Origin of the sequence: Streptomyces sp. NPDC088766 (assembly GCF_044750845.1) — a bacterium.
Taxonomy (GTDB): domain Bacteria; phylum Actinomycetota; class Actinomycetes; order Streptomycetales; family Streptomycetaceae; genus Streptomyces.
Genome location: NZ_JBIVKQ010000016.1, coordinates 116,804 through 140,777, shown reverse-complemented (window position 1 = coordinate 140,777; position 23,974 = coordinate 116,804). Strand labels below are relative to the sequence as shown.

21 protein-coding genes are annotated in these 23,974 nt (G+C 73.2%); 10 read left to right on the top strand and 11 right to left on the bottom strand.

What is annotated here, in order from left to right:
- Positions 1 to 16: 16 nt before the first annotated feature.
- A complete protein-coding gene (locus ACIP5W_RS22770; protein WP_401476416.1) occupies positions 17 to 1,948 on the bottom strand; it encodes an MFS transporter in 1,932 nt (643 codons plus the stop codon).
- A 170-nt stretch (positions 1,949 to 2,118) separates the two neighbouring features.
- Positions 2,119 to 4,773 (bottom strand): serine hydrolase, encoded by a 2,655-nt coding sequence (locus ACIP5W_RS22765; protein ID WP_401476413.1) that lies wholly within the window; start codon positions 4,771 to 4,773, stop codon positions 2,119 to 2,121.
- A 238-nt stretch (positions 4,774 to 5,011) separates the two neighbouring features.
- Here ACIP5W_RS22765 and ACIP5W_RS22760 point away from each other — a divergent pair, with 238 nt between their 5' ends.
- From ACIP5W_RS22760 to ACIP5W_RS22750, 3 genes are all read left to right on the top strand, one after another.
- The gene (locus ACIP5W_RS22760) at positions 5,012 to 5,767 is read left to right on the top strand and encodes a GPP34 family phosphoprotein (protein WP_401476410.1); all 756 of its coding nucleotides are present in this window, start codon (positions 5,012 to 5,014) and stop codon (positions 5,765 to 5,767) included.
- A 265-nt stretch (positions 5,768 to 6,032) separates the two neighbouring features.
- A complete protein-coding gene (locus tag ACIP5W_RS22755) occupies positions 6,033 to 6,890 on the top strand; it encodes a helix-turn-helix domain-containing protein (protein ID WP_401476407.1) in 858 nt (285 codons plus the stop codon).
- 243 nt (positions 6,891 to 7,133) lie between these two features.
- Positions 7,134 to 7,325: a DUF397 domain-containing protein gene (locus ACIP5W_RS22750; protein WP_401476406.1), complete on the top strand. Its 192-nt coding sequence runs from the start codon at positions 7,134 to 7,136 to the stop codon at positions 7,323 to 7,325.
- Between the two features lie 166 nt (positions 7,326 to 7,491).
- Here the strand turns inward: ACIP5W_RS22750 and ACIP5W_RS22745 are convergent, their stop codons facing one another.
- From ACIP5W_RS22745 to ACIP5W_RS22735, 3 genes are all read right to left on the bottom strand, one after another.
- Positions 7,492 to 8,346, bottom strand: a complete 855-nt coding sequence (locus ACIP5W_RS22745; protein WP_401476405.1) for a MerR family transcriptional regulator — start codon at positions 8,344 to 8,346, stop codon at positions 7,492 to 7,494.
- A gap of 91 nt (positions 8,347 to 8,437) precedes the next feature.
- Complete coding sequence (locus ACIP5W_RS22740; RefSeq protein WP_401476402.1) at positions 8,438 to 8,941, bottom strand: glutathione peroxidase; 504 nt, start codon at positions 8,939 to 8,941, stop codon at positions 8,438 to 8,440.
- Positions 8,931 to 10,025, bottom strand: a complete 1,095-nt coding sequence (locus ACIP5W_RS22735; RefSeq protein ID WP_401476539.1) for an ArsR family transcriptional regulator — start codon at positions 10,023 to 10,025, stop codon at positions 8,931 to 8,933. Before ACIP5W_RS22735 ends, ACIP5W_RS22740 begins: the two co-directional genes overlap by 11 nt.
- Before the next feature lie 87 nt (positions 10,026 to 10,112).
- Here ACIP5W_RS22735 and ACIP5W_RS22730 point away from each other — a divergent pair, with 87 nt between their 5' ends.
- The 4 genes from ACIP5W_RS22730 (at position 10,113) to ACIP5W_RS22715 (ending at position 12,713) form a co-directional block, all read left to right on the top strand.
- On the top strand, positions 10,113 to 11,315 hold the full coding sequence (locus ACIP5W_RS22730) for an MFS transporter (RefSeq protein ID WP_401476399.1): 1,203 nt from the start codon (positions 10,113 to 10,115) through the stop codon (positions 11,313 to 11,315).
- 91 nt (positions 11,316 to 11,406) lie between these two features.
- Positions 11,407 to 11,883, top strand: a complete 477-nt coding sequence (locus ACIP5W_RS22725; protein WP_401476396.1) for a hypothetical protein — start codon at positions 11,407 to 11,409, stop codon at positions 11,881 to 11,883.
- Positions 11,884 to 11,959: 76 nt separating this feature from the next.
- Positions 11,960 to 12,358: a winged helix-turn-helix transcriptional regulator gene (locus tag ACIP5W_RS22720; RefSeq protein WP_401476393.1), complete on the top strand. Its 399-nt coding sequence runs from the start codon at positions 11,960 to 11,962 to the stop codon at positions 12,356 to 12,358.
- A gap of 43 nt (positions 12,359 to 12,401) precedes the next feature.
- Positions 12,402 to 12,713 carry a hypothetical protein gene (locus tag ACIP5W_RS22715; protein ID WP_401476390.1) on the top strand — a complete coding sequence of 104 codons (312 nt, stop codon included), beginning with the start codon at positions 12,402 to 12,404 and terminating at the stop codon, positions 12,711 to 12,713.
- A gap of 157 nt (positions 12,714 to 12,870) precedes the next feature.
- Here ACIP5W_RS22715 and ACIP5W_RS22710 read toward each other — a convergent pair whose 3' ends face one another.
- The 3 genes from ACIP5W_RS22710 to ACIP5W_RS22700 all read right to left on the bottom strand — a co-directional run bounded on the left by ACIP5W_RS22710 (position 12,871) and on the right by ACIP5W_RS22700 (position 14,458).
- Positions 12,871 to 13,119 carry a hypothetical protein gene (locus ACIP5W_RS22710; protein WP_401476387.1) on the bottom strand — a complete coding sequence of 83 codons (249 nt, stop codon included), beginning with the start codon at positions 13,117 to 13,119 and terminating at the stop codon, positions 12,871 to 12,873.
- A gap of 517 nt (positions 13,120 to 13,636) precedes the next feature.
- A complete protein-coding gene (locus tag ACIP5W_RS22705) occupies positions 13,637 to 13,858 on the bottom strand; it encodes a hypothetical protein (protein ID WP_401476385.1) in 222 nt (73 codons plus the stop codon).
- 372 nt (positions 13,859 to 14,230) lie between these two features.
- Positions 14,231 to 14,458: a DUF1918 domain-containing protein gene (locus ACIP5W_RS22700; protein WP_401476382.1), complete on the bottom strand. Its 228-nt coding sequence runs from the start codon at positions 14,456 to 14,458 to the stop codon at positions 14,231 to 14,233.
- Between the two features lie 337 nt (positions 14,459 to 14,795).
- On the opposite strand from ACIP5W_RS22700, the gene ACIP5W_RS22695 reads away from it, so the two are divergent.
- Positions 14,796 to 16,286 (top strand): ATP-binding protein, encoded by a 1,491-nt coding sequence (locus ACIP5W_RS22695; RefSeq protein WP_401476379.1) that lies wholly within the window; start codon positions 14,796 to 14,798, stop codon positions 16,284 to 16,286.
- Between the two features lie 173 nt (positions 16,287 to 16,459).
- Here the strand turns inward: ACIP5W_RS22695 and ACIP5W_RS22690 are convergent, their stop codons facing one another.
- Positions 16,460 to 17,788 (bottom strand): phosphoribosyltransferase family protein, encoded by a 1,329-nt coding sequence (locus ACIP5W_RS22690; protein WP_401476376.1) that lies wholly within the window; start codon positions 17,786 to 17,788, stop codon positions 16,460 to 16,462.
- Between the two features lie 845 nt (positions 17,789 to 18,633).
- Positions 18,634 to 19,776, bottom strand: a complete 1,143-nt coding sequence (locus ACIP5W_RS22685; RefSeq protein WP_401476373.1) for a site-2 protease family protein — start codon at positions 19,774 to 19,776, stop codon at positions 18,634 to 18,636.
- 693 nt (positions 19,777 to 20,469) lie between these two features.
- On the opposite strand from ACIP5W_RS22685, the gene ACIP5W_RS22680 reads away from it, so the two are divergent.
- Together ACIP5W_RS22680 and ACIP5W_RS22675 are read left to right on the top strand one after the other, a co-directional pair.
- The gene (locus ACIP5W_RS22680) at positions 20,470 to 21,132 is read left to right on the top strand and encodes a CBS domain-containing protein (protein ID WP_401476370.1); all 663 of its coding nucleotides are present in this window, start codon (positions 20,470 to 20,472) and stop codon (positions 21,130 to 21,132) included.
- Between the two features lie 463 nt (positions 21,133 to 21,595).
- Positions 21,596 to 22,621 (top strand): 6-phosphofructokinase, encoded by a 1,026-nt coding sequence (locus ACIP5W_RS22675; RefSeq protein ID WP_401476367.1) that lies wholly within the window; start codon positions 21,596 to 21,598, stop codon positions 22,619 to 22,621.
- 79 nt (positions 22,622 to 22,700) lie between these two features.
- Here ACIP5W_RS22675 and ACIP5W_RS22670 read toward each other — a convergent pair whose 3' ends face one another.
- Positions 22,701 to 23,588 (bottom strand): universal stress protein, encoded by an 888-nt coding sequence (locus tag ACIP5W_RS22670; RefSeq protein WP_401476364.1) that lies wholly within the window; start codon positions 23,586 to 23,588, stop codon positions 22,701 to 22,703.
- Positions 23,589 to 23,974 lie beyond the last annotated feature (386 nt).

Genomic DNA, 23,974 nt, shown 5'->3' with positions numbered 1-23,974 from the left:
ACGTTCCGCCCGGCGGCTACTTCTTCAGCTCGTCCGGGCACGGCGTGCCGCGGGGCAGCTGGTAGGGCGCCGCCAGCCGGTAGGTGCCCGCCTCCGGCGCGATCAGCACCGTCCACCGGTCGCCGTCCGCGTCCTCCTCCGTCTCGAAGAGACAGCCGTTGGCGTTGTCGTACGCCTTCGGCTCCCCCTCGGCCCGGTTCTTGGACGCCTCCGTCTCCTGCGGCGGCTCCAGGCTTCTGCCCTCCGCGTCGACGATGCTCAGCCACGGCGAGTACGGGATCCGGATCAGGATCCGGCCCGCCTTGCGCACGTCGATCGTCATCTCGCCCTGCGCCGCCCGCTGCACGACCGCGTTCGGCTCTGCCAGCGACCCCGGGGCCTTCACCTGGAACAGCTGCCAGTTGGCGTCGCCCCAGATCTGCTCCAGATACGGCAGCCCGCGCTGCACCAGCTCCCGTTCCCGCTGCCCGCCGTCCCCGTCCGGCACGTCCTTGGGCACGACCACGAAGTGCACCGCCCACCGCTTGAGCCATTCGCGGTAGTTCGCCGAGTTCAGGGTGTCGTCGTAGAAGAGGGGGTTGCGCTCCATGTCGGCCTGCCGGTTCCAGCCGCGGGCCAGGTTGAAGTACGGCGCGAGCGCGGACGCCTCGCGGTGCGAGCGCGCCGGGACGACCTCCACCCGGCCCTTCTCCGCGCCGACCTCCTGCAACTCGTTGACCAACGGCGCCAGCTCGCGCGCCCAGGACGCCGCCGGAGTCGTCCGGTAGACGTCGTCGACCGACTTGAAGCCGATCCAGCCGACGAAGACCAGCGAGGAGACCACGATCGCGTACCACTTGCGGCTGCGCGGCACCGCGAACGGCAGCGCGGCCATCAGCACCACGCCCGAGAACAGCATCGCGAGCCGGGTGATGTTGGACCCGATCTGCGAACTGACCACCCACACCCCGAGCACCCCGAGGCCGTAGACCGCCGCCGTGATCCGTACGGTCTTCCAGTCGCGCGGGACGACCGCGAAGACGATCACCGAGAACACCAGGGGCAGCGACGCCGAACCGAAGGACATCGGCTGCGTGCCGGAGAACGGGAACGCCCACGCCGACACCGCGACGACAGCGGTCGGGGCCAGCCCGAGCGCCCACGCGCCCGGCCGCCGCTTCTGCAGGAACAGCGCGACCGCGACCAGCCCCAGGAACAGGCCCGCCACCGGCGACCCCATCGTGGCGAGCGCGGCGAGCGGCGCCGCGCACAGCGCCTTCGCCCACCGCTTGTAGCGCCAGCGGTACGGCCAGCAGAACACGACGGCGACCGCGCCCAGCGCGAACATGTTGCCGAGCCCGAACGTCACCCGGCCCGACGCCGCGTTGCACAGCAGCGCGAACACCCCCGCCAGCGCGGGCCACACCGGGTCCCGCACCGGCCGGCAGCGCAGCAGGATCAGCGTCAGCAGCCCGGCGGAGATCGTCCCGGCGATCATCATCGTCGTCCGGACGCCGAGCACCGACATCAGGTACGGCGACACCACGCTGTACGACACCGGGTGCATACCGCCGTACCAGGCGAGGTTGTACGCGGAGTCGGGGTGCCGGCCGACGAACTCGGCCCACGCGTCCTGGGCGGCGAGATCCCCGCCACTGTTCGCGAACGCGAAGAACCAGGCGAGGTGCAGCACACCGGACAGGACCGTCACCGAGAGCACGAGATGCCGGCGGAGCCGGTCGCGCACCCGGTCGGCGAGCGCTCTCACGCGGGGGTCCCCGGCGGCCGCTTCCCGCTCATCCGTCTCCGGGGCGGAGCCGGGGGCGGACCCGGCGGCCGGCGCGCGGTCCTGATCGGCCGCGTGGCCGCGGTCGTGGTCACCGGACTGGGGTGCGGGCAGGCGCACCCGCCGGCCGCCGTCCGGGTCCGGACCGGTTCCGCCGGCGCGTGTCGGCTCCGCAGTGGCCACCTGAAGGCACTCCCCGTGTCCCGTCTTCTGCTCTCGGACGCGTCCCGTTCGCGACCGCTTCGCGGCCGCGTCGCCGCGACCGCCGACCTGTCCCGTTTCGTGACGCTAGCACGCACCCCGCCGAGCGGCTGCCCGGCGGGGTGCGTGCACGACGGTGCCCGTGCGGCGGCTCAGCCGACGCGCGTCAGCTTGTCCGCGAAGCCCGGCTCGGTCAGCTCCCGCTGGAGCGAGACGGGCACCTTCACCGCGTCGCCGGAGCCGTCGCCGACCGTCAGCGTGCCGACCTGGGTGCCGGCCTTCGCGGTGTGCGGGACCTCGCCGCCGGCGAAGGACAGCTTCACCGTCAGCCCGGCCCAGCCGACCGCCGTGACGTCCTCCGCCACCACGACCGGGGTGTGGTTGCCCATCCTGTCGTCCACGTAGCCGACGACGTCACCCTTCTTCAGGATCTTCGCCGAGGTCATGGCGTCCTGCGCGGCGAGCATCGCGGTCTTGCTGACCGCGTTCACCGTGTCGATGATCGGCGACTTGTGCTGGCCGAGGACCGCGCCGACGACGGTGACGGTCTCCCCGCCGACCTCCTTGGTGGCGGCGAACAGCAGGTTGCCGCCGGCCTTGGTGGTCGAGCCGGTCTTGATGCCGAGGGCGTTGTTGTAGGGGACGAGCGTGTTGTAGTTGCGCCACTTCTGGCCGGACGGGTCGGTCCACTCCGGCAGCTTGGTGATCTCCATCAGGGCGGGGATCTTCACCAGCTCGTTGCCCAGCTTCACCTGGTCCGCGGCGGTGGAGACGGTGGTCTCCTTCAGCCCCGAGGCGTCGGTGTACGTGGTGTTCGTCATCCCCAGGTCCTTGGCGGCGTCGTTCATCTTCTTGATGAACTCCGCCTCCGTGCCGGCGTCCCAGCGGGCCAGCAGCCGCGCGATGTTGTTCGCCGACGGGATCATGACCGCCGAGAGGGCCTGGCGGAGCGTGAGCTTGTCGCCCTCCTTGACGGTGTTGAGCGTGGACTCGCCGTCCGCGTCGTAGCCGCCCTCCTTCTCGGCGGTGGCGTCGACGGGGACGGTCTCGCCCTCCTGGCCCGACTTCAGCGCGTGGTCCTTGAGGACGACGTACGCCGTCATCGCCTTGGCGACGGAGCCGATCGCGACCGGCTTCTGGTCGCCGAAGCCGTCCATCGTGCCGATGCCGTTCACGTCCATCGCACCCTGGCCCTCGGACGGCCACGGCAGGGAGAGCTTCCCGCCCTCGAAGGTGTACGAGTCCTTCGCGGTGAGCGTCAGCGCGGTCGCCGGCAGCGGCCGTACGGCCTGCACGATCGCAAAGGCGATCACCAGCAGGATGACCAGCGGCGTCCAGATCTTCACCCGCCGGGCCAGCGTCCGCAGCGGGGTCGGCGGCGGCGGCGGGGTGTTCGTCAGCTCGGCCAGCAGGTCCAGCGGCGGCTTCGGCGGCAACGGCTGCTGGGTCGTCCGCTCGGGCCCGATCTGCGGCACGACGGCGGTGGCCTCGGCGGCGGGCTTCAGCGACCGGCCGGCGGAATCGTCCAGCGGCTTCAGCGCGACGAACTTGCTGGCCCGCTCGGCGGGGGCATCGGACTTGGGCTCGGCGCCGGGTCCGGACTTGGGCTCGGCCCCGGGTCCGGACTTGGGCTCGGACTCGGACCTGGCTCCGGTTCCCGGGGCCTTCGCGTCGGCGCCGGGCTCGGCGTCGGAGACCTTCGCGCCGGAGGACTTCTCGGCCTTGGGGACGTCGCCCAGCTTCAGCATGGTGGTCGGCTGATCGACCCCGCGCCCGGCAGGCGGCCGTACGGCCTTGAAGACGGCGGTGGGCTGGTCGACGGGGGAGTCGGGCTCGTCGGCCCCGGACTCGGACTCGGCGTCCTGGTCGACGTCGACGGTGTCGTCCTGAGGCGCGTCCGCCGCGTTCGCGTCCGCGCCGGTGTCACCGGCCGCGTCCGCCTTCGGCTCGCCGGTCTTCGCGGCGGTGGTGCCGAGCCGTGGGGCTTCGGTCCTGGCGCCCTTGGCGGCCCCGGTGCCCGTACGGGCACCGGGCGTGTCGTTCCCGTCGGCGGCGTCGGCCTCGGAGCCGGAGTCCTCGCCGGAGTCCTCGCCGGAACCCTCGGCCGGGTCGGCGGCGTCGGCCTCGGGCTGCTCGCTCCCGGCGCTCCCGGCGCTCCCGGACGTCTTCGCACCGTCCTTCGCCCACTTCGGCGCGGCCTTGGACGGGCCCCGGGGAGCGGAACCCTCCGCCTCGTCCGACGCCTCGTCCGGCCCCTCCGGCTTCTTGTCCGCCGCCTCGTCCGGCTTCCCGTCCGCCGAGGTCACCCACTGGGCCACCGCCGCCCGCAGCCGGTCGTCACGGCCCCCGGCGCCGTCGGCCGCCGTCTCGGAGGCTCCCGCGTCCCCGGCGTCATCCGGATCCTCGGCGCCCTCCGGAGAGCCCTCGGCGGCCTGCTCGGCCTCCGCGGGCTCCTCCGGGCCGCGCGCCTCCTCGGCGTTCTCGGAGTCCTCGGCGTCTTCGGCGAAACCCTCGCCGGCGTCCGCGCCGGGCTCGCCGGCCGGAGCTTCGTCCACCTCGTCCGGCCGCTCCGGCGCCTCGGCCGGCTCGTCCGTCTCCTCGGCCGTCAGCTCCCGTACGGAGAAGACCCGCGTCGCCGTGTCCACCCCGCCCCGGGACGTGGCCGAGGACGCCGTGGAGGTGCTCTCGGCGTCCCGTGCCACCGCGAGCCGCGGATCGCGTGCCTCGGGAACCGCTCCCGCGCTCCCCGACGTCGGTTCCGCCGACGACTCGCGCTGCTTCGACCTGTCGGGGGACTCGCCCGCCACCGATGCCTCCTCGCTGTGCCGCACGCCCACCGCGCGCCTGCCGAACCGTGAACCGCCCGCCCGGGACCCGCCTCACGGCAGTGTCCGAACCATGTACCAGTGTCCTGTGTAGTGGGCTTGGCTCCTGCGGTAGACGAGAACGACATACCTACTGGTTCCACTACGAACCGGTCACGCACTCTCGACAGATGAATGTGAGAGGGGTCACCCTGTCATTCATCCACGCGGGGAGGCATGGATGGGCAGGAGCCGCAGAACAATTCCGGAAGAGCTTCTTCTGCTGGCATTGGACCCGGCCACGGGTACCACTGCACAGCCGCAGTCGCTCGACCTTGGTCTGGCCGGAGCACAGCTAGTGGAGCTGGCACTGGCCGGACGGATAGCCCCGGACGGGGATCGTATCGCCGTGGTGTCCCCACGGCCGACCGGAGATCCGACTCTGGACTGCGCGTTGGAGTTGCTGCGAAGGCGTGGCGCTCCCGTACGGGCGGTCCACTGGATCGGCGGACCCCGACTGGGGCTCCGTCAGACGTACCTCTCGCATCTGGAGCGGTGCGGCATGGTGCATGCCGTGGCGGGTCAGATGTGCGGAGTGCTGCCGACGACTCGCTACCAGGCGACGGAGACGGCGATCAGCCGGGAGATCAAGGCCCGGCTGGACACCGCCATCCGCACCGGCGTCCCGCCGGACCCGCGGACGGCGGCGCTCGCCGCGCTGGCGCACGCGGTCGGTCTCGGCAAGCACCTGTACCCGGGGAACGAGGGACGCTCGTCCCGATCCCGGTTGCGGGACCTGATCAGGCACGACCCCATGGGCGGTCTCGTGGCGCACGCCGTGATGGACGTCCAGAACGGCGCGGTCGCACAGCCGCGCCGCAACCCGGCCCAGGCCGGCCGTCAGGCCGGACCGGGAGCCGGGCCCGCTCCGGAACCCGCCCGTGGCGTTCCGGCGCAACCGTACCGAGGTTCCATGGCACGTGTCGTGGCGCACTGAGCCGCGGTCCCACGACACCGCAGCCGCCAGGCCGTGAGGCCGAGACAGACCCGTTCGGGAGCCGCCGCGCCCGCGCGGGGTGGTGACGCCCTACGTCCCCGTGACGCAGGGCCCGCCGCCCCGCGCGGACGCATGTCCGCGAACGGGCTGCCGGGCGGCCGCATATCCCTGGTTTTCCAGCGGTGTGAAGTGCCTTGGTGGCAGTCTGCTCAACAGCAGATACGCAAAGTGTCAGTTCAGGCACGCAGTCGGAGGTGCACGTCCCGTGGCGTCGAATGTCAATCCCACCGTCCGGCGGCGCCGGCTGGGGCAGGAGTTGCGCAGGCTCCGCGAGGACAAGGGCATGACGGCCGAACAGGTCGCCGACCGCCTGCTGGTGTCCCAGTCGAAGATCAGCCGCCTCGAGAACGGCAGACGCAGCATCAGCCAGCGCGACGTGCGCGACCTGTGCGGGGTCTACGAGGTGGAGGACCAGCGGATCGTCGACTCGCTGATGCAGATGGCGAAGGACTCCCGCCAGCAGGGCTGGTGGCACGCCTTCGGTGATGTCCCCTACAGCGTGTACATCGGCCTGGAGACGGACGCGGCCAGCCTGCGCGTGTACGACCCGCAGGTGGTGCCCGGCCTGTTGCAGACCCGTCAGTACGCCGAGACCCTGATCGCGGGGGCACTGCCGGAGACCGCGGCGACCGAGATCGAGAAGCGGGTGCAGGTGCGGATGCGGCGGCAGGAACGCATCAGCGCCGACGAGAACCCGCTGCGCCTGTGGACGGTGATGGACGAGGCGGCACTGCGCCGGATCGTCGGCAACAAGTCGCTGATGCGCGATCAGTTGGAGTATCTCGTCGAGCAGTCCCGGCTGCCGCACGTCACCGTGCAGGTGATCCCCTTCGAGATGGGCGCGCATCCCGGTCTCAACGGCCAGTACGCGATCCTGGAGTTCCCCGACGCGGCCGACTCCAGCGTGGTCTACATCGAGGGTGTCACCAGCGACCTGTACCTGGAGAAGCCGAACGACGTCCAGAAGTACAGCGTGATGTACGAGCACCTGCGGGCGCAGGCCCTGAACGTGGACCAGTCCCGCCAGTTCATCGCCGACATCGCCAAGCAGTACACACTCTGACGTGCTCCCCGGAGCCTCCCGGCCGGGAAAGTGCCGCACGGTACACCCTCACCCGGCCGGGACGGAAGTCCCGCCTGGAATATGCCATCCGGTCGAGTGAATAGTCGCTTCGGGCTTCGGGGGTGGCGAGTAGCGTCGATCACGCCACCGGGCAAACCGTTGGCGGAAACCGTGCCGTGGGCCCGCAGTCGGGCCCTCCGTGCGGCGACAGCAACTCACCACATCTGGCAATCCGGAGCAAAAATGGCAATTCGTCAGGGCGTCACGGACATGTGGACCAAGTCCTCCTACTCGACGGGCAACGGCGCGTGCGTCGAGGTCAGGTCGCCGGTCGTCGCGGCCATGGCCGTACGGGACTCCAAGGTCCAGGACGGGCCCGTGCTGGACTTCCCCGCCGACGCGTGGAACCTCTTCGTCGCCTCGGTCAAGGCGTAAGGGGGGAGAGGCTTTCCGACCCCTCGGCCCGTGCCACGACTGACAACTTCACCCGCGGCACCACTGCTCATGCGGCACCACTGTTCACGCGGTGCCGGAGAGAGCCCTCTCGACGAGTTCGCCGTCCTTGCCGAGAGGGCTCGGTTTCTTCCCGGCCGCTACGGCCTCACCGCACCGGGAACGCCACGTCGCACACCGGGTCCTGCGGTCCCGCCGAGGACCAGTCGGCGAAGTAGACCTCCCGGCACGGGCCGTCGTACTCCAGGTTCTCCCGCCTCACCCACGCCTCCACCGCCTCGAACGCGGCCAGGATCCGGGGGTACGCGACCTGTGCCTTGCCGATCCGGGTGAAGGCGAGCCGCCGGGCCGGTTCCACCAGGACCGCGACCTCCCGTCCGCGCCCCCGCGCCGCCGCCCAGGCCCGCGCCGCCGCCTCGTCGGCGACCGGCACGCAGGACTCCACCGGCCCGTCGCTCTCCGCCGTCACCTCGGCGTGGTAGACGACGAACGGCGCCCCGGCGACGCCCCCGCAGGCCCGCGCGGCCTCCTCCAGCCGGCCGAGCGACGCGCCGATCCAGGCGGGCAGTTCGTCCGCCAGCGTGTGCCGCTTCTCGGTGATCACCACCTGCGCGGGCACCTCGACCGTCTCGACCTCGAACGTTCCGTGCATCTCGGAGCTCCTCCCCGACAGACGTCCACGGAGGTACTCGGCGAGGGTGCGCTGGGCGGCGAGCCGCGTCTCGACGTCCGCCCAGTAGGCGGCGAGCCGGCCGGCGGCCTCGTCACCGTCCGCCGCGTCGATCACCTCGGCGACCCGTGCGAGGGGCATGTCGAGCTGCCGCAGCATGGCCACCAGCCGGGCGCGTTCCACCTGGCCGGCGCGGTAGTAGCGGTACCCGCTGACCTCGTCGACCTGCGCCGGAGGCAGCAGCCCGAGCCGGTCGTACAGCCGTAGTGCCTTGGCCGACAGCCGGGCCCGCGCGGCGAACGCGCCGATGGTGAGCAGCGCCTCGTCGTCCATCCGGTCCCTCGTCCTCCGTCGCCGGGCGGCCTTCTCCGCCCGGCGACGGGAACGCTCGGTCCTGCCCCAGGGGCAAGGTCAAGCGGGCAGGTCAGCCCAGCTGCTTCTCGATCGCGGCGACGATCTCGGGCGACTCCGGCTCGGTCTGCGGCGAGAAGCGGGCGACGACGGTGCCGTCCCGGCCGACGAGGAACTTCTCGAAGTTCCAGCGGATGTCCCCGCTGTGCCCCTCGCCGTCGGCGAACCCGACGAGCCGCTCGTACAGCGGGTGGCGCCCGTCCCCGTTCACCTCCGTCTTCTCGGTCAGCGGGAAGGTCACGCCGTACGTCGCCGAGCAGAACTCGGCGATCTCCTCCGCGCTGCCGGGCTCCTGCCCGAGGAACTGGTTGCAGGGCACCCCGAGCACGGTGAAGCCCTGGGCGGCGTACCGCTCCTGGAGCTTCTCCAGGCCGTTGTACTGCGGGGTCAGTCCGCACTTGGAAGCCACGTTCACGATCAGGACGGCCTGGCCCGCGTACTGCGAGAGGTCCGCGGAACCGCCCTTGAGGGCGCCGATCTCGACATCGAGGGGGGAAGCACCGGCATCAGTAGTCATCCCCGGATGCTAGCTCCGCCGGACGGCGCACGGGTTGCGGGGGCCGCCCCGGCTGCGCCGCCCACTCCGTTCCACGCACCTGCGGCCTCACCGTTCCCCGCCGGTCCTCCGGCTCCGACTCCTGCCGGGCCCGCACCAGCACCTCTCCGGCCCCGCTCCGCGAGTACAGCACCGACCGCCCGACCCGGCCCCGCTCCACCAGCCCCGCGTCCCACAGCACCCGCAGGTGCCGCCCGACCGACCCGAGGCCCTGCCCGGTCAGCGCGACCAGCTGCGTCGTGCTCAGCGGCCCCTGCCCGAGCAGGACCAGAACGGCCGCCCGGCCGGGCCCGAGCAGCGCGCTCAGCGCGGCCGGCACGTCCCGCTCGCGCCGATCGGCGGCGAGGACCCCGGAACAGGGGTAGACGACGGCGTACCGCTCCCGCTCCTCCCACGACACCCACCCGGCCCGAGGCGTCACCGGCACGAACAGCAGCTCCGCGCCGGAGATCTCCCGAGGCGGATACTCGTGCAGGTTCACCTGGAACCGGCTCTCCCCGAGCCAGCGCGTCCCCGGCCGCAGCGAGTCCAGCACCGTCGCCCAGCCGCCCCGGCTCACCTGCGCGGTCCGCGCGACGACGTCCGCCTCCAGCACCCGGCGCCGCCGCTCCCAGGAGGGCCGTACGGCGCTCTCCCACAGCCATGTCAGCAGGTCCGCCGCCCGTGCGGGCAGGTCGTCGCGGTCGAGGAGGGCCGGCAGCGGTCCGGCGAGGGAGGTCCGCAGATGGGCGCGGGCGTCGGCGGGCCGTACCGCGCGGACCCGGGCGACACCGTCCTCGAAGCTCTCCCCGTCCCTCGGCGTGGGGGTGAGGAAGTCCGCGATCCAGTCCCGGCCGAGCCCGGCCCGCACGAGCACGGCGGCGACCGGGTCGGCGGCCAGCCGGGCGCGATGGGCGGGCAGCCACTGCCGCAGCCACGCCGTCTCGCCGGGATGTGCGCCCGCCCCGGCGTGCAGCAGCTTCAGGCACGCGAAGGTCTCGGCCAGCGGCGAGACCACGAACCGGCTGCCCGCCAGCGTGTCGGCGTTCACCTGCCACCAGCCCACGAAGCCCCCCACGACGCGGAACGCACGACGTTTCGCGCTCCCGCGAAACAGTAACGACCGCCGTCGCCGTCGCCCGAGACTTCCCGCATGACCGGCTACCGACAGCTCCTGCGCACGCCCGAGTTCACCCCGCTCCTGCTCTCCTCCGCCGCCCACACCGCCGCCCACACGGTCGCGGGTCTCGCCCTCGGCACCCTCGTCCACCGCGCCACCGGCTCACCGCTGCTGTCGGCGGTGAGCATGTTCGGCCCCTCCCTCGTCCAGGTCCTGGGCGCGACCTTCCTCCTCTCGGGCGCCGACCGCCTCCCGCCGAGAACCGCCCTGGCCGGCCTCTCCCTCGCCTTCGCCGCCCTCACAGCGGTCCTCGCCGTCCCCGGCCTGCCGGTCGCGGCGGTCTTCGCGGTCGTCCTCGCGACGGGTGTGGTCGCGGCGCTCGGCGGCGGGGTCCGCTGGGGGCTGCTCAACGAGATCCTCCCCAAGGACGGCTACCTGCCCGGCCGTTCGGTCTTCAACATGATGAGCGGGCTGACGCAGATCACCGGCTACGCCCTCGGCGGCGCCCTCGTCACCGCCCTCTCACCCCACACCGTCCTCCTCCTCGCCGCCCTCCTGCACGCCACCGCGAGCGCGACCGCCCGCCTCGGCCTGACCGACCGCCCGCCCCGCGCGTCGGGCCGCCCCTCCGTCGCGGCGACCTGGCGCGCCAACGCCGTCCTGTGGTCGTCCCGCCCCCGCCGCCTGGTCTACCTGGGCCTGTGGCTCCCCAACGGCCTGGTCGTCGGCTGCGAGGCCCTCTTCGTGTCGTACGACCCCGGCGCCGCGGGCACCCTGTTCGCGTGCGGGGCGCTGGGCATGCTGGCCGGCGACCTCGCCGTCGGCCGACTGCTCCCGCCCGCCGTCCGGACCCGCCTGGCCACCCCCCTCCTGCTGCTCCTGGCCACCCCGTACGTCTTCTTCGTCCTGCACCCGCCGCTGCCCGTCGCCGCGCTCTGCGCCACGCTCGCCTCGGTCGGCTTCGGCGCGAGCCTGGTCCAGCAGGAACACCTGATGGCCCTCACACCCGCCGAACTCGGCGGCCACGCCCTCGGGCTGCACTCGGCGGGCATGCTCACCCTCCAGGGCGTCAGCGCGGCCCTGGCGGGCACGGCGGCCGAACTCACCTCACCCGCCACGGCGATGACCACGCTGGCGCTCGCGTCGATCACGGTGACACTGACCCTGGCGGTGGCCTCCCGCCGACAGGTCCGCAGCCCCGCCGAGCCCCGCCTCGCCGACGGACGCGCCACGTGACCCGCGCCGGGCCGCTTCTGCAGCAGAACGGTTACCCGTGGAGTGGCCCGCGTCACGGTCCACGTGCCACGCCTGCTGCTGGACTCTGCGGATGGCGCTCCTGCTCCTCCTGATCGTCCCCGCCGGCCCGGTCGCGGCCTTCGCCTTCACCGGCTACGCCGTAGGCTCACTCGGCCGCGTCGGCCTGCGCGCGGCCGACCGCACCGCATGGCTCCGCAGCGCCGCCGCACTCGCCGCCGCCGTGGCGGCCCTGCTCTACACCTGGGGCCTGCTGCACGTCGTCGCGGCCGTCGCCGAGACGTGGGAGGGCGGCACCGAATCCGCCCCGCTGCCGCCCTGCCTGACCCCGGGCCGGGAGGAACGGGCGTCGCACGTCGTCGACCACACGGTGTCCTACGTCCCCCTCGGCTTCGTCTGCGAGACGTCCGGCGGCGGCAGCTACCGCAGCGACACCGTCCCCGCGTACGTCAACCCGGGCGTCCTGGTGCTGGCCCTGACCGCGGCGGGCGTCGGCGCGGGCGCGCGGGCCATGGGCGGGACGGCCGCGCGACGGCACCGGCCGGGATGACCGCGGGGAGCGTGCCGGCGCCCCCGCACGCGGCACCGACCGCTGGAAAGCGCCGTCTCCCCCGTACGGTATGGGCATGGGAGTGAGCGACCTGACATTCGTGGACCGCGTCCGCGGCGAGGGCGGCGACGGCCCGTGTCCCCACCGCCTGGTCATGGAACACGTCACCAGCCGCTGGGGCACCCTGATCCTGATCGCGCTGCTGGACCGCTCCTACCGGTTCAGCGAACTGCGCCGGGCGATCGGCAGGGTCAGCGAGAAGATGCTGACCCAGAGCCTCCAGACGCTGGAACGCGACGGCCTGGTGCACCGCGACGCCAAACCCGTGATCCCGCCCCGCGTCGACTACTCCCTGACACCCCTCGGCCGGGAGGCCGCCGAACAGGTCCGCGCCCTGGGCCGGTGGGTCGACGAACGCATGCCGGCGGTCGAGAAGGCCCGCGAGGAGTACGACGCGAAGCGGGCGTCGGGCTGAGACGGAGGTTGCCGTCCGCCGCCGCACACCGAAGGATCGGGTGATGTCCCGCACCACAGGCACCCGGACGGCCGACCCGTGCCCCCGCTGCCGCACCGAGGCGTTCCGTCCGGGCACCCCGACACCGGCGGCCGGCCCCCACACCGCCGTCGCCCGCACCTGCGACCGCTGCGCGCACACCTGGTCCCGCCCCCTCGACGACGACCTGGAAACCCTCGACACCGTCCGGGTGGACCTCCCCGACGCCACCCTCTACGGCACCGCCTGGCAGGTCGAACCCGACCGCGTCCAGGTACGGGGCGCGGGCGGCGCGTGGCTGCGGTGGGTGGAGCGGTGGAGGGTCAGCGTCTACTGACCTTGCCGCGGGGCCCGTCGGCGCCGTCTGCGCGCTCTCCGACGGGGCCGGCCGTCACCGGGCCGTCCGGCACGGTCCCCGCCGGGGTGTCCGCCCGCCGGCGGCGGTCGTCGAGGCCGCCGGCCACTCGGGCACCGAGGACTCGCCCCGCCCGTCGTCAGCGCCGCTTCGACCGTCGGTGCACGCTGAAGAAGCAGGCGAGCATGCCCAGGCCCCAGGCGATCAGGAGGGCGCCCCAGAGCGGCATGGTCACGGTCGGGACGAGGAGGCGGATCTCGACGCTCGCGCGGTTCTCGAAGATGAAGATCAGGGCGATCGCGGTGGTCACGACGAACGGTGCGAGGCGGCGGACACCGGGCCGCGAAAGGAACGGCGTGTGGGCCTTGCGGTCGTTGCTCTGAACCATGGGGTGTCCCTCCCTCACGTTGCCCCTACCACCAGCGTCCCCTCCCCGTCCGCAGCGCGCCACCGAGCGACTCGACGGGCGCCTGCTGCCCCGTCATCGCCGTTCCGGGCACGTCCGCACGACCGGCCGGACGCGGCCCGAGCTGTCGGCTCCCCGTCCCGGGTGCGGTGTGCGACGGTGGGAACGACGGCTGCGTGGCGCCGGGCATCTCGTCCCGGTGACCGACGCCTGTGCCGCTCCGCCGGCGGCGTCGTCGCCGTACACCGGTCCCTCGGGTACGCGTACGGCGATCTCCACCCCGTGCGGGGCGCGGGCGAATCGCGGGGGAGGGGGCCGGCCGGTGGCCGACGAGCCCCGAACGGAGCCCGTCGCCCCGCCGTGACGCCCGCCGTGACGCCCGCGGTGGCGCCCGCCGTGACGCCCGCGGTGCTCCGAGCACCGCGGGCGTCTCAGGCACGGTGCGTCCGGCCTGCGGCGCTTCCCGCGCTCCCGGCCTGGAACTGCCGGATTCCGGTGCTCAGAGCCATCCGCCCAGCTGCGTGGGCTGCGGAACGGCAGCGCCGCCGCCGGCCCGCACGGCTTCCACCACCGCCTGGTGCAGTTGCCTGCTGTCCTGTTCGGAGTGGCAGGGCACCGGGCTGCCGGCGAGGGCGAACCACCGCTCGGTGTCCGTGTACCGCACCGCGACATCGGCCTGCTTGCCGTCCCAGGTGGTGCGTACCGTCAGATTGCCGGTCATGATCCCGGTCCCGTCCGCACGAGCGCCTCCGTGCCCGGTGAACACGCCTTTCGTCGTCCATCTCGCTCCGGTCATGACGGCGTCCTCCTGTTCCTGATCGTGGGCGACTCCAGCGGTGACCTTCGGGCGGGCGTCGCGTCACCGCGCCACCCGGGCGGCGTCAGCCGAAGAACCGTCGCACCCTGATCGTGTCGATACCTCTCCGTCCGGTCCCCGGCAGCCGCAGCCGGGGACCCGCGACGCCCGGACCGCCCGGCCGTGCGGTGCGGCCCGCCGTTGGTGCCACGCCCGCGTCGCGTGCGGCGCGGCGTGCCGGCAGCCTGGCACCGCCGGCGTCCCGGCCGGCCCACGGCTTTTCTCCGTCGCTGCTGGTCACGGGCTCTCCCGAATCGTGTGCGGCCGCGCGGCATCAGGTGCCGGGCGGGTCTCGATCACGCAGCCGGGGCCGGGGAAGATCTCGCTCTCGTGGCCGTCGTCGTAACGCAGACGGTAGGGCGGTTCCCCGTTTCGGCCCAGTACCTCGACCACGGTGGCACGGTGTTCCGGGTCTCCGGTTTTTCTGCTGGTGAAGCGCATGACGTCACCGGCCTGTGCGCGCATTGTCGCTCACTCCTCGCCCGTCTCGGGGACAGATGTCTTCACTTTTGTCCGATATTTAATAATTTCTCCCTTTCGAGGGTCGCCCATGGACCAGCCCGTGGGATGGGCCGATCGGGTACCCCCAGGGGGCCGTGCGGCCCCGCGCCCGGGGAAGGCCGACGCCTCGTTCTCGCCCCCCCGGACGGGGCGCAAGGCCGGGCAGGAGGAGGAAGGGCGGCGCGGAGCCGTTCGGTCCGGCCGACACCCGACCCCGGCCGACCCCGGCAGTGCGTGTCGCGGTGCCCGGCATCCGGGGGTGTACTGGAGTCGGGGATACCGGAGAGCGAGGGGAACGACCGTGTCGTCGACCGAAGCCTCCCTGCCGGAGAAGCCGGAAAGGGTCTTCGACCGTGAGGACGAGTGGGACGCGCTCGTCGCGTTCGCCCGCGACGGCGGGGCCCAGCCGCGTCTCGGCGTGGTGACGGGGCGTCTGCGGCAGGGCAAGACCTTCCTCCTCGAGGCGCTCACGCGTGCTCTCGGCGGCTTCTACTTCGGGGCGCAGCAGGTGACGCAGGCCGATGCGCTGAGCCGTCTCGCCGACGAGCTCGCCCGGTACACGAACGAGCCCTCCTCACGCCACTGGCGGGGCTGGGAGGACGCCGTGGATGCCCTGCTGGCACTGGGCGGCCGGGGGGCGGTGCCCGTGGTCATCGACGAGTTCCCCCACCTGGTGCGGCAGAGCCCCTCGCTGCCCTCCGTCCTGCACAGCGCCTTCCGCAGCCATGACGGGGGGCGCTCCGGGCAGGCTCGCCTGCTGCTCAGCGGCAGCGACCTGCCGCTGATGCGACGGGTCTTCAGCACGGCCTCGCCGCTGCGCGAACTGGCCGGCCTGGACCTCACCGTGGGGCCGTTCGACTTCCGGAGGGCGGCACGGTTCTGGGGCATCGAGGATCCCGCCCTCGCCCTGCTGGTGCACGCGGTCGTGGGCGGTACTCCGGCGTACCGGCGCGACTACGTCTGCGACGATGCTCCCGGGGACCGGCAGGACTTCGACGCCTGGGTGTGCAGGACCGTGCTCGACCCCCGTAAGCCCCTGTTCCGGGAGGCCTACCACCTGCTGCAGGAGGAGACCGACCACGTCGACCGTGCGCTGTGCCACTCGGCCCTCTCGGCGGTCGCCTCGGGCTGCTCCACGCAGGGCCAGGTCGCCGACTGCCTGGCTGCCCCGCTCACCGACACCGCGCGCTGCCTCGGGCTCCTGGTGGAGAACGGACTGCTGCACAGCGCGCCCGACGCGTTCCGGCCGCACCTGATCCGGCTGCATGTCGCCGAGCCGCTACTGGCTTTCGAGCACGTGGCCGTGGGCCCCCGCCGGTCGGCCCTGGAGCAGCAGGACGCCGCCGGGGTCTGGAAGCGCGCACGACCCGTCTTCGACTCCGTGGTGGCGCGGTCCCACTTCGCCCAGATCTGCCGCGACTGGGTCCTCGGCTTCGCCGGCCCGGACGTCTTCGGCGCGCACCCGGTCTCCGCCGCCCGAGGGGCCCTGCCCGACCCGGAGCACTCCGGCGGGCGGGACGTGGCGGCGGACGTGGTCGTGCACGGCCACGGCACGGGGCGTGAGGCGGCCCTCCTGTCGGTCGGCCTGGCCCGCTGGGACGAGGTCATGGACACGCACCACCTCGAACAGCTGCGCAGCCTGCTCGCCCTCCTGGCCGACCGCGGGGACGACGTCACCCGCGCCCGTCCCGCGTGCTACGGCGGAGCCGGCTTCACCCCCGCCCTGCGCGCCGCCGAAGCCGAGGGACACGTGGTCCTCGTCGGCCTCGACCGGCTGTACGGACACCGCTAGACCCTGTCGTCACCTCGTCACCTCGTCACCTCGTCACCTCGTCACCTCGTCACCTCGTCACCTCGTCACCTCGTCACCTCCCTGCCTTCCCGCCTGCCCCGTGACGCCGTGCACGCTCCCCGGAGGGGCCCACTCGCCGCACCCGGCCCGTGGCCGGAGCACGCGTTCAGGATTCAGCGCGCCGCGTGCGTGGCCGGGGCCATGTGGTCGGTGAACCAGTCACGGGCCAGATCGGTGACCTCCTCCAGGGCACCGGGTTCCTCGAAGAGGTGGGTCGCGCCGGGGACGACCGCGAGCCGGTTCTCGCAGCGCAGCCGGGCCTCCGCGTCGCGGTTGAGTTCGAGCACCAACTCGTCGTGGCCCCCGACGATCAGCAGTGTGGGCGCCGTCACGGCCGGCAGCCGTGGCCCGGCCAGGTCGGGCCTGCCGCCCCGGGAGACGACTGCGGCGATCCGCGCGCCGGGCTCGGCGGCCGCCCACAACGCGGCGGCCGCGCCGGTGCTCGCACCGAAGTAGCCGACAGCCAGCCCCCGGGTCTCCGGCCGGCCGCGCACCCAGTCGGTGGCGTCCGCCAGCCGCCGGGCCAGCAGACCCGTGTCGAACACGTTGGCCCTGTCCGCCTCTTCCTCCTCGGTGAGCAGGTCGAACAGGAGAGTGCCGAGCCCGGCCCGGTTCAGCCCGAGCGCGACGAACCGGTTGCGCGGGCTGTGCCTGCTGCTGCCGCTGCCGTGCGCGAACAGCACCACCCCGGCCGCGTCCGCGGGCAACGTCAGCTGCCCGCGCAGCACGATCGCACCGGCCCGCACGTCCACCTCCGGGTCGTCCGGCACCGCGTGACGCGGCTCGGTCCTGCGGGTGGTCGGCGGACGGGCCACGGCTTCTTCCAGACAGGCGACGACCTCGTCGTCGTCGGTCTGGGAGAAGTCGGCGTAGAACTGCCCGATCGCATAGAAGTCCCACGGGGTGTGCAGGCACACCAGTTCGTCGGCGTCCTCGCCGAGCCGTGCGGTCCAGTCGTGCGGTGCCACGGGGACGGCGAGCACGACGCGTGCCGCGCCCCCGGCACGGGCGATCCGGCAGGCCGCACGCGCCGTCGACCCCGTGGCCACCCCGTCGTCGACCACCAACACCGTGCGGCCCTCCGTGCCGACCGGTTCCCGCCCCGCCCGGTAGCGCCGTGCCCGGCGCTCCAGCACTTCCCGCTCACGGGCCTCGACCTGGGCCAGCTCGTCCGGGGCGACGCGCGCGGTGCGCACCACGTCATCGTTGATCACACGCACGCCGCCCTCGCCGATCGCCCCCATCCCCAGCTCCGGCTGGAACGGCACGCCCAGCTTGCGCACCAGGCAGACGTCGAGCGGCGCGCCGAGCGCCCTTGCGACCTCCGCGGCGACCGGCACCCCTCCACGGGGCAGCCCCAGCACCACCACCTCGGCCCCCTTCAGATGCCCCAGCCGTACGGCCAGCTGCCGGCCGGCATCACGACGATCCCTGAAGAACACGACCCGACCTCCTCGTCCCGGAGGAACACGGCGGGCGACACCCGCCCCGTACCTCCATCCTCACTCGCGCAGCGAGCAGACGCGCATCGTGACGCGACCCGCTCCGGCCCGGCCGCCGACGGCGACCCGAAGAGGACGGCTGACGCACCGGCGCGGGGAAGCGGAGCCGACCTCGCGCGACGCCTTCCCTGCAACGAGGCCGGCCGCTTCGGTGAAGCGGTGACGGCACGCCGCGTCCGACCGGCCGCCGCCGGAGGCGCCCGAGGGCTGCGACGTCCGCAGTGGAGCGGGCGCGTCACGGCAGCCATCAGTCACCAGCCGCCAGCCGCGGTGCCGGAGCCGTTTCGGTTCGTTTTGATCCGGGTCCCGGGTCCCGGGTCCCGGGTCAGGGTCGCGGGTCCCGGGTCCCGGGTCAGGGTCGCGGGTCCCGGGTCAGGGTCAGGGTCAGGCAGGCCGGTCCGGGGGCGACGGTCGCCGTTGACGGGCGCCGGCCGTCGGCCCTCCCGCACGGGCCGAGGCGACGACCGCGGCGAGGTCCCCGCCGTGCCCCTCCGCCCTCGGCGGCGGCTGGAGAAGCCCATCACCCTGGTCGGCCGCGGCCACGGCCGCGGCCGCGAAGCCCAGACGCCGCGCGAACGCCTCCTCGCTGCGCGCCAGTGCACGACGCAGCCCGTCCCGTAGATCCGCGTAGCCCGCGGACACGGTTGTTGTGCCGGCCTCGTTCGGGACCGGCGGCTTCCGGCTTGCCACGCCCCGATCAACGAGCGGCCGCCAATCGGCGCAGTGCGCCACATGAGCGATACGGCGCCTTGTGACACGGCCCGTCCAGGTGCCGGCCCCCGCGGTCACGGACCACCGCGCTTCCCCGGTGCGGGACGCATCAGCCAGGTCACCGTTCGGCTGACGTCCGAGAGTGAGACGATCCCGACGAGCCTGCCGTCATCCACGACCAGGACCCGGTGCTCGGCGCCCGGCTCCATGCGCGGCAGCAGATCCGCCAGCGGGCTCTCCGGCCCCACCACGGTGACCTGCGACAGCGGCACCATCACCTGCCTCACCGTCACGGAGCGTGCCTCGGTCTGCGGCGTCCGCCTGGCGCTGTCGAGTGTCACCAGACCGACCGGGACCCCGTCGTCGGTCACCGGGAACGCCGAATGCCGGTAGCGGAAGTGCGGACCGGTGAGGAAGTCCGCGACCGTGGTGTCCGCGGGAACCGTGAGAGGTTCGGGCGTCATGGCGTCCCGCACCGGCACACCGGCGAGCGCGCCGCGCAGCTGGGCCTGCTGTCCCTCGGCGGTGGCGGTCGCGATGAGGAACCAGCCGATCAGCGCCAGCCAGAGGCCGCCGAACGCGCGGCTCGTCAGGAACGTGATCACACCGAGCGCCACGAGGAACCACCCGAAGACCCGCCCCGCAGCGGTCGCCCCGGCGGTCGCCCGAAGCCGGTCCCCCGTGCGCCACCAGAGGAACGCGCGCAGCAGCCTGCCTCCGTCGAGAGGGGCGGCGGGCACCGAGTTGAAGAGCGCGAGCAGCACGTTGATGCCCGCCAGCCACGCCACCATCTCCACCACGATCCCGGACGCGGACGCCAGGTCGAGCAGCCAGGCACCGAGGGCGAAGAGCCCGCCCAGCAGGAGGCTGACGAGGGGGCCGACGCCGGCGATCCTCAGCTCCGCGCCGGGGCTGGACGCCTCGGTCCTGAGCCGGGCCGCTCCGCCCAGCAGCCACAGCACGATGTCGTCCACCTCGACGCCGTTGCGCCGGGCCACGACGGCGTGCGCCAGCTCGTGTGCGAGCAGGGAGGCGAGGAAGACCACGGCGGTACAGAGGCCGGCCGCCCAGTACACCGCCCAGGCATGCCCCGGATACGTCTCCGGGAGGCGGCCCTGCGACAGGCCGAACGCGATGATGCCGAAGATGAGCAGCACGCTCCAGTGCACGCCGACCCGGACTCCGGCGATCCGCCCCAGAACGAACGTCGCCCTCACCGCAATCTCCCCTGCTCGAGCCGTCATCCGAAAGGCAGGCGTCCCGCTCCGGCCACCGCTTAGGCCCACCGTCGTCCGCCTCGTACCGTCGGACGGGGCAAGCACACGTCTCCCGATCTCCGTCGCCGTGCCCACCGGGAGTGATGCGCGGTGTGCGCACCAGGTCGTCGTCGATCACACGCTCGCCCGGAATCTCCCGCCGCGCGGATCCTGCCCACTTCCAGTACACCCTCGGGCCCACGGCATCGCGCGCCGACCGGGTCCGGAGACACGGAGAGCACCCCGGGGCCGGACCGACGGCGTGACGGCGCACACGACGTGCGGGGGCCGGTGCCGGAAAGCGGCTTCCCGCTCCACGATCGCCCGATACACGGTGCGGCCCCTCGTGCTCGGCGCCGGCGCGGCCGGGCCCTGGAGACCGCCGGCGCCGTCCGGTACGGCTGATCAGCCGGTACAGCTCATCGGCCGGTACAGCCGGAGGGATCCGGTGCTGCGGCCACCGGGGCAACGCCGAGCGCCGGGTGCCGGCCTCAGGGAGGTGTTCTCCGCACCGGTGACCGTCGATCGGGCCGGCGCCCTGCGGAGGCCGGGCCACGAGCCCGGCCCGGCGTCTCCCGGCGGTGCGGACGTTCTCCGGGAGGCGGACAGTGGAGGGGGGACCTGTGCCGCGGGCATCCGGGAAGGGAGCGGGACATGCTGCATCGACTGGTCGGAGACCTCATGACCTCGGCCGTGGTGAGTGTGCGGCAGGACACGGGCTTCAAGGACGTCGCCGAGCGCCTCACGAAGCACGACATCACCGCGGTACCCGTCATCGACGAGCAGGGCCACCCGGTCGGGATGGTGTCGGAGGCGGATCTGCTGCGCAAACAGGAGAGTCAAGCCGATCCGGGCGGACACCTGACCGCCGCGCACCTGCCGCCCGCGGAACGGGCCAAGGCCCGCGCACTGACCGCACAGGGGTTGATGACCAGCCCCGCCGTCACGGCCCGGCCGCAGTGGTCGGTCGTGGAGGCAGCCCGTGTCATGGCCCGCAACCACGTCAAACGGCTGCCCGTCGTCGACGACGCCGACCGGATGGTGGGCATCGTCAGCCGTGGTGACCTGCTGCGTGTCTTCTTGCGGCGGGACCTCACGATCTACGAGGAGATCACGACGGAGGTCCTCACCCGCACCCTCGGCCTGCCTCCCGGCGAGGTCACCGTCCAGGTCAGCGACGGCCGGGTGACGCTCAGCGGCACGGTGCCGCAGGAGAGCCTCATCCCCATCGCGGTACGCCTGTCCGAGAGCGTCGACGGTGTCGTCGACGTCACGCATCACCTCCGCCCCGCGCCCGAACCGACGCCCGACACCTGACGCCCGACACCTGACGCCCGACACCTGACATCGCAGCCGGTGGGCCACGGCGGTGGTCCCCTTCCGTGCCGAGGACGGACCGACGTCCGGATGTCACCTCGGTGAACGCCGATGTGGTGGCCGGTCAGGGCACCGCCGTTCCACGGTGGCCCCGCCGAGGCGGGAGCCCCGCGCGGAGTCGACCGGACGAACCGATCGACGCGGCCCGCACCTGTTCACCGGGATCCGGGCCGCCCGGAAGCCGGACAGAACTCCCCACGGGAGAGCCGTCCGGACCCGGCGTCCGTCGAGTGGCCACTGCGGACCGAACGGGGGGACGCTGGAAGCAGGCGATCCGTGTTCCCGGCGTTCCCGGCGTTCCCGGCGTTTCCGGTGTTCCTGGTGTTCTCGGCGTTCCGGCAGCGGTCCTGATCGCCCAGGAGGCCGCGACCGCGCGGGCCGTCCAGCGGATGGGAGAAAACCCATGAGAGTCGGAGTACTGACAGGCGGCGGTGACTGCCCCGGCCTCAACGCCGTGATCCGCAGCGTCGTCCGCAAAGGCGTCGACGCATACGCCTTCGACTTCGTCGGGCTGCGGGACGGCTGGCTCGGCTTGCTCGAGGACAACGTCGTACCACTGGACATCGCCGGCGTGCGGGGGATCCTCCCCCGCGGCGGAACCATCCTCGGCTCCTCCCGCACGAACCCGTTCACACACGAGGACGGGCTGCGACGCGTACAGGACACCCTCGCCGCGCACGACGTGGACGCGCTCGTCGTGATCGGCGGCGAGGACACGCTCGGCGTGGCAACCGAACTGAGCCGTCAGGGGATTCCCCTGGTCGGCGTGCCGAAGACCATCGACAACGACGTCTCGGGCACCGACTACACCTTCGGCTTCGACACCGCGGTCGGCATCGCGACCGAGGCCATCGACCGCCTCCACACCACCGCCGAGTCGCACATGCGCGCCCTGGTGGTGGAGGTCATGGGCCGGCACTCCGGGTGGATCGCCCTGCACGCCGGCGTCGCGGGCGGCGGCAACGTGATTCTCGTCCCGGAGCGGCCCTTCGACATCGACGAGGTCTGTGAGCAGGTGAAGAACAGATTCAAGATCAACTACGCGCCGATCGTCGTGGTGGCCGAGGGGGCCGCCCCGAAAGAGGGGCAGGTGGTCCTCAAGGACCAGTCGCTGGACGAGTTCGGCCATGTGCGGCTGTCCGGCATCGGCGAGTGGCTGGCTCGGGAGATCTCGGAGCGCACCGGCAAGGACGCCCGCACCACGGTGCTGGGGCACATTCAGCGCGGCGGCACCCCGAGCGCCTTCGACCGCTGGCTGGCCACGCGCTTCGGGCTGCACGCCGTCGACGCGGTCAAGGACGGTGACTTCGGCGTCATGGTCGCCCTGCAGGGCACCCGGATCGTCCGCGTCCCCCTCGCCGACGCCACGGCGACGACCAAGCTCGTCGACCCGGCGCTGTACGACGAGTTCGAGGTGTTCTTCGGCTGACCGGCCCGCCGCCCACCGGGCCGCTCCCGGTCCGCGATCCGCCGTTCCGCCGTCTCCCCGGCAGACCTCCGGACGGCCGTCATCCGCCGTGCGGTACGACCGCCACCGGGCAGCGGGCGTGGTGCAGTACGGCGTGCGCGACCGGGCCCAGCCGGCCCTCGGCCGCCCGGGGGTCGGTGCGGCGGCCCACGACGAGCAGGGCCGCTTCCCGGGACGCGTTCAGGAGTGCTTCCGCGGGCTGCAGCAACATGACATCGGTGCGGACCGTCACGCGGGGGTACTTCTCCCGCCAGCCGCGCAGCGCGTCCGAGAGCCGCAGGACCTCCTGGTCCTCCCACGTGGCGCGGTCCCCCTCGGTCACCACCAGCGTCATCGGGGAGACCGCCTCGGCAGGAAACGCCCATGCCTGGACCACCCGCAGGCGTGCTCCACGCGCCTCGGCGGCGGAGAACGCGAAGTCCGCCGCCTCCCCGACCGGGCGATGCGCGTCGAACCCCACCACCAGCCGGGCAGCGCCGCCTTCCGCGCGCGTCCCCTCCGCGAAGGCGCCGGGCCGCCGCGGAACCAGGACGACGGGGCAGGGGGCTGCCGCCGCCATCCGCAGGGCCACCGAACCGACCGCGAGACCGTCGAAACCACCCGTCCCCCGGGTGCCGACGACGAGGAGCCCGGCCGTGCGGGCCGCGGCGAGGAGAGCCGGGGCCGGAGCGTCGTCGGCCTGCTCGCCCCGCACCTCGACATCCGGATACCGGTCGACCAGGCCGGTGACCATCCGCTCGAGCATGCGCGCACCGACGTCACGCAGCCGGTCCAGGGCCGGGCGGGGCACGACGGTGCCCGGAAGGGACGGAAAGGCATGGAACAGGCGCAGGGGAAGGCCGCGCAGCGCGGCCTCCCGTGCCGCCCAGTCGGCTGCCGTCGCACTGTGTTCGGACCCGTCGACACCCGCCAGCACTGGGTGACTCATCCTGTCCTCCTTCGCCCGGCCCGCACCTCCACGGGCGGCACACCGCCCTGCCTCCCCTGTTCCACTGTTCCACGGCAGGACAGCTCCGGCCCCCGGACCGGACGCCGCACGTCGAGCGCCCGCGGGACAGCCCACGGGTGTCGTCCCGTTCGGCGGCGGACCACTGGCCGTCGGCGGCGCCGACGGCCACGCTCGATCCGGTTGGCCCGTGCCCGCGCCGGCGGCTCACCGCTCGCCGTGAACGAGCCGGGGAAACACGAACGCCAGGAGAGGTCCGTCATGGAAACACCCGTCGTGACCGTGCGCACGGTCGAGGACTGCGCCTGCAACGGGACCACACGTGCCACGCTCCGGCCGTCACCGTGGGCGACATCCCGCATGCGCAC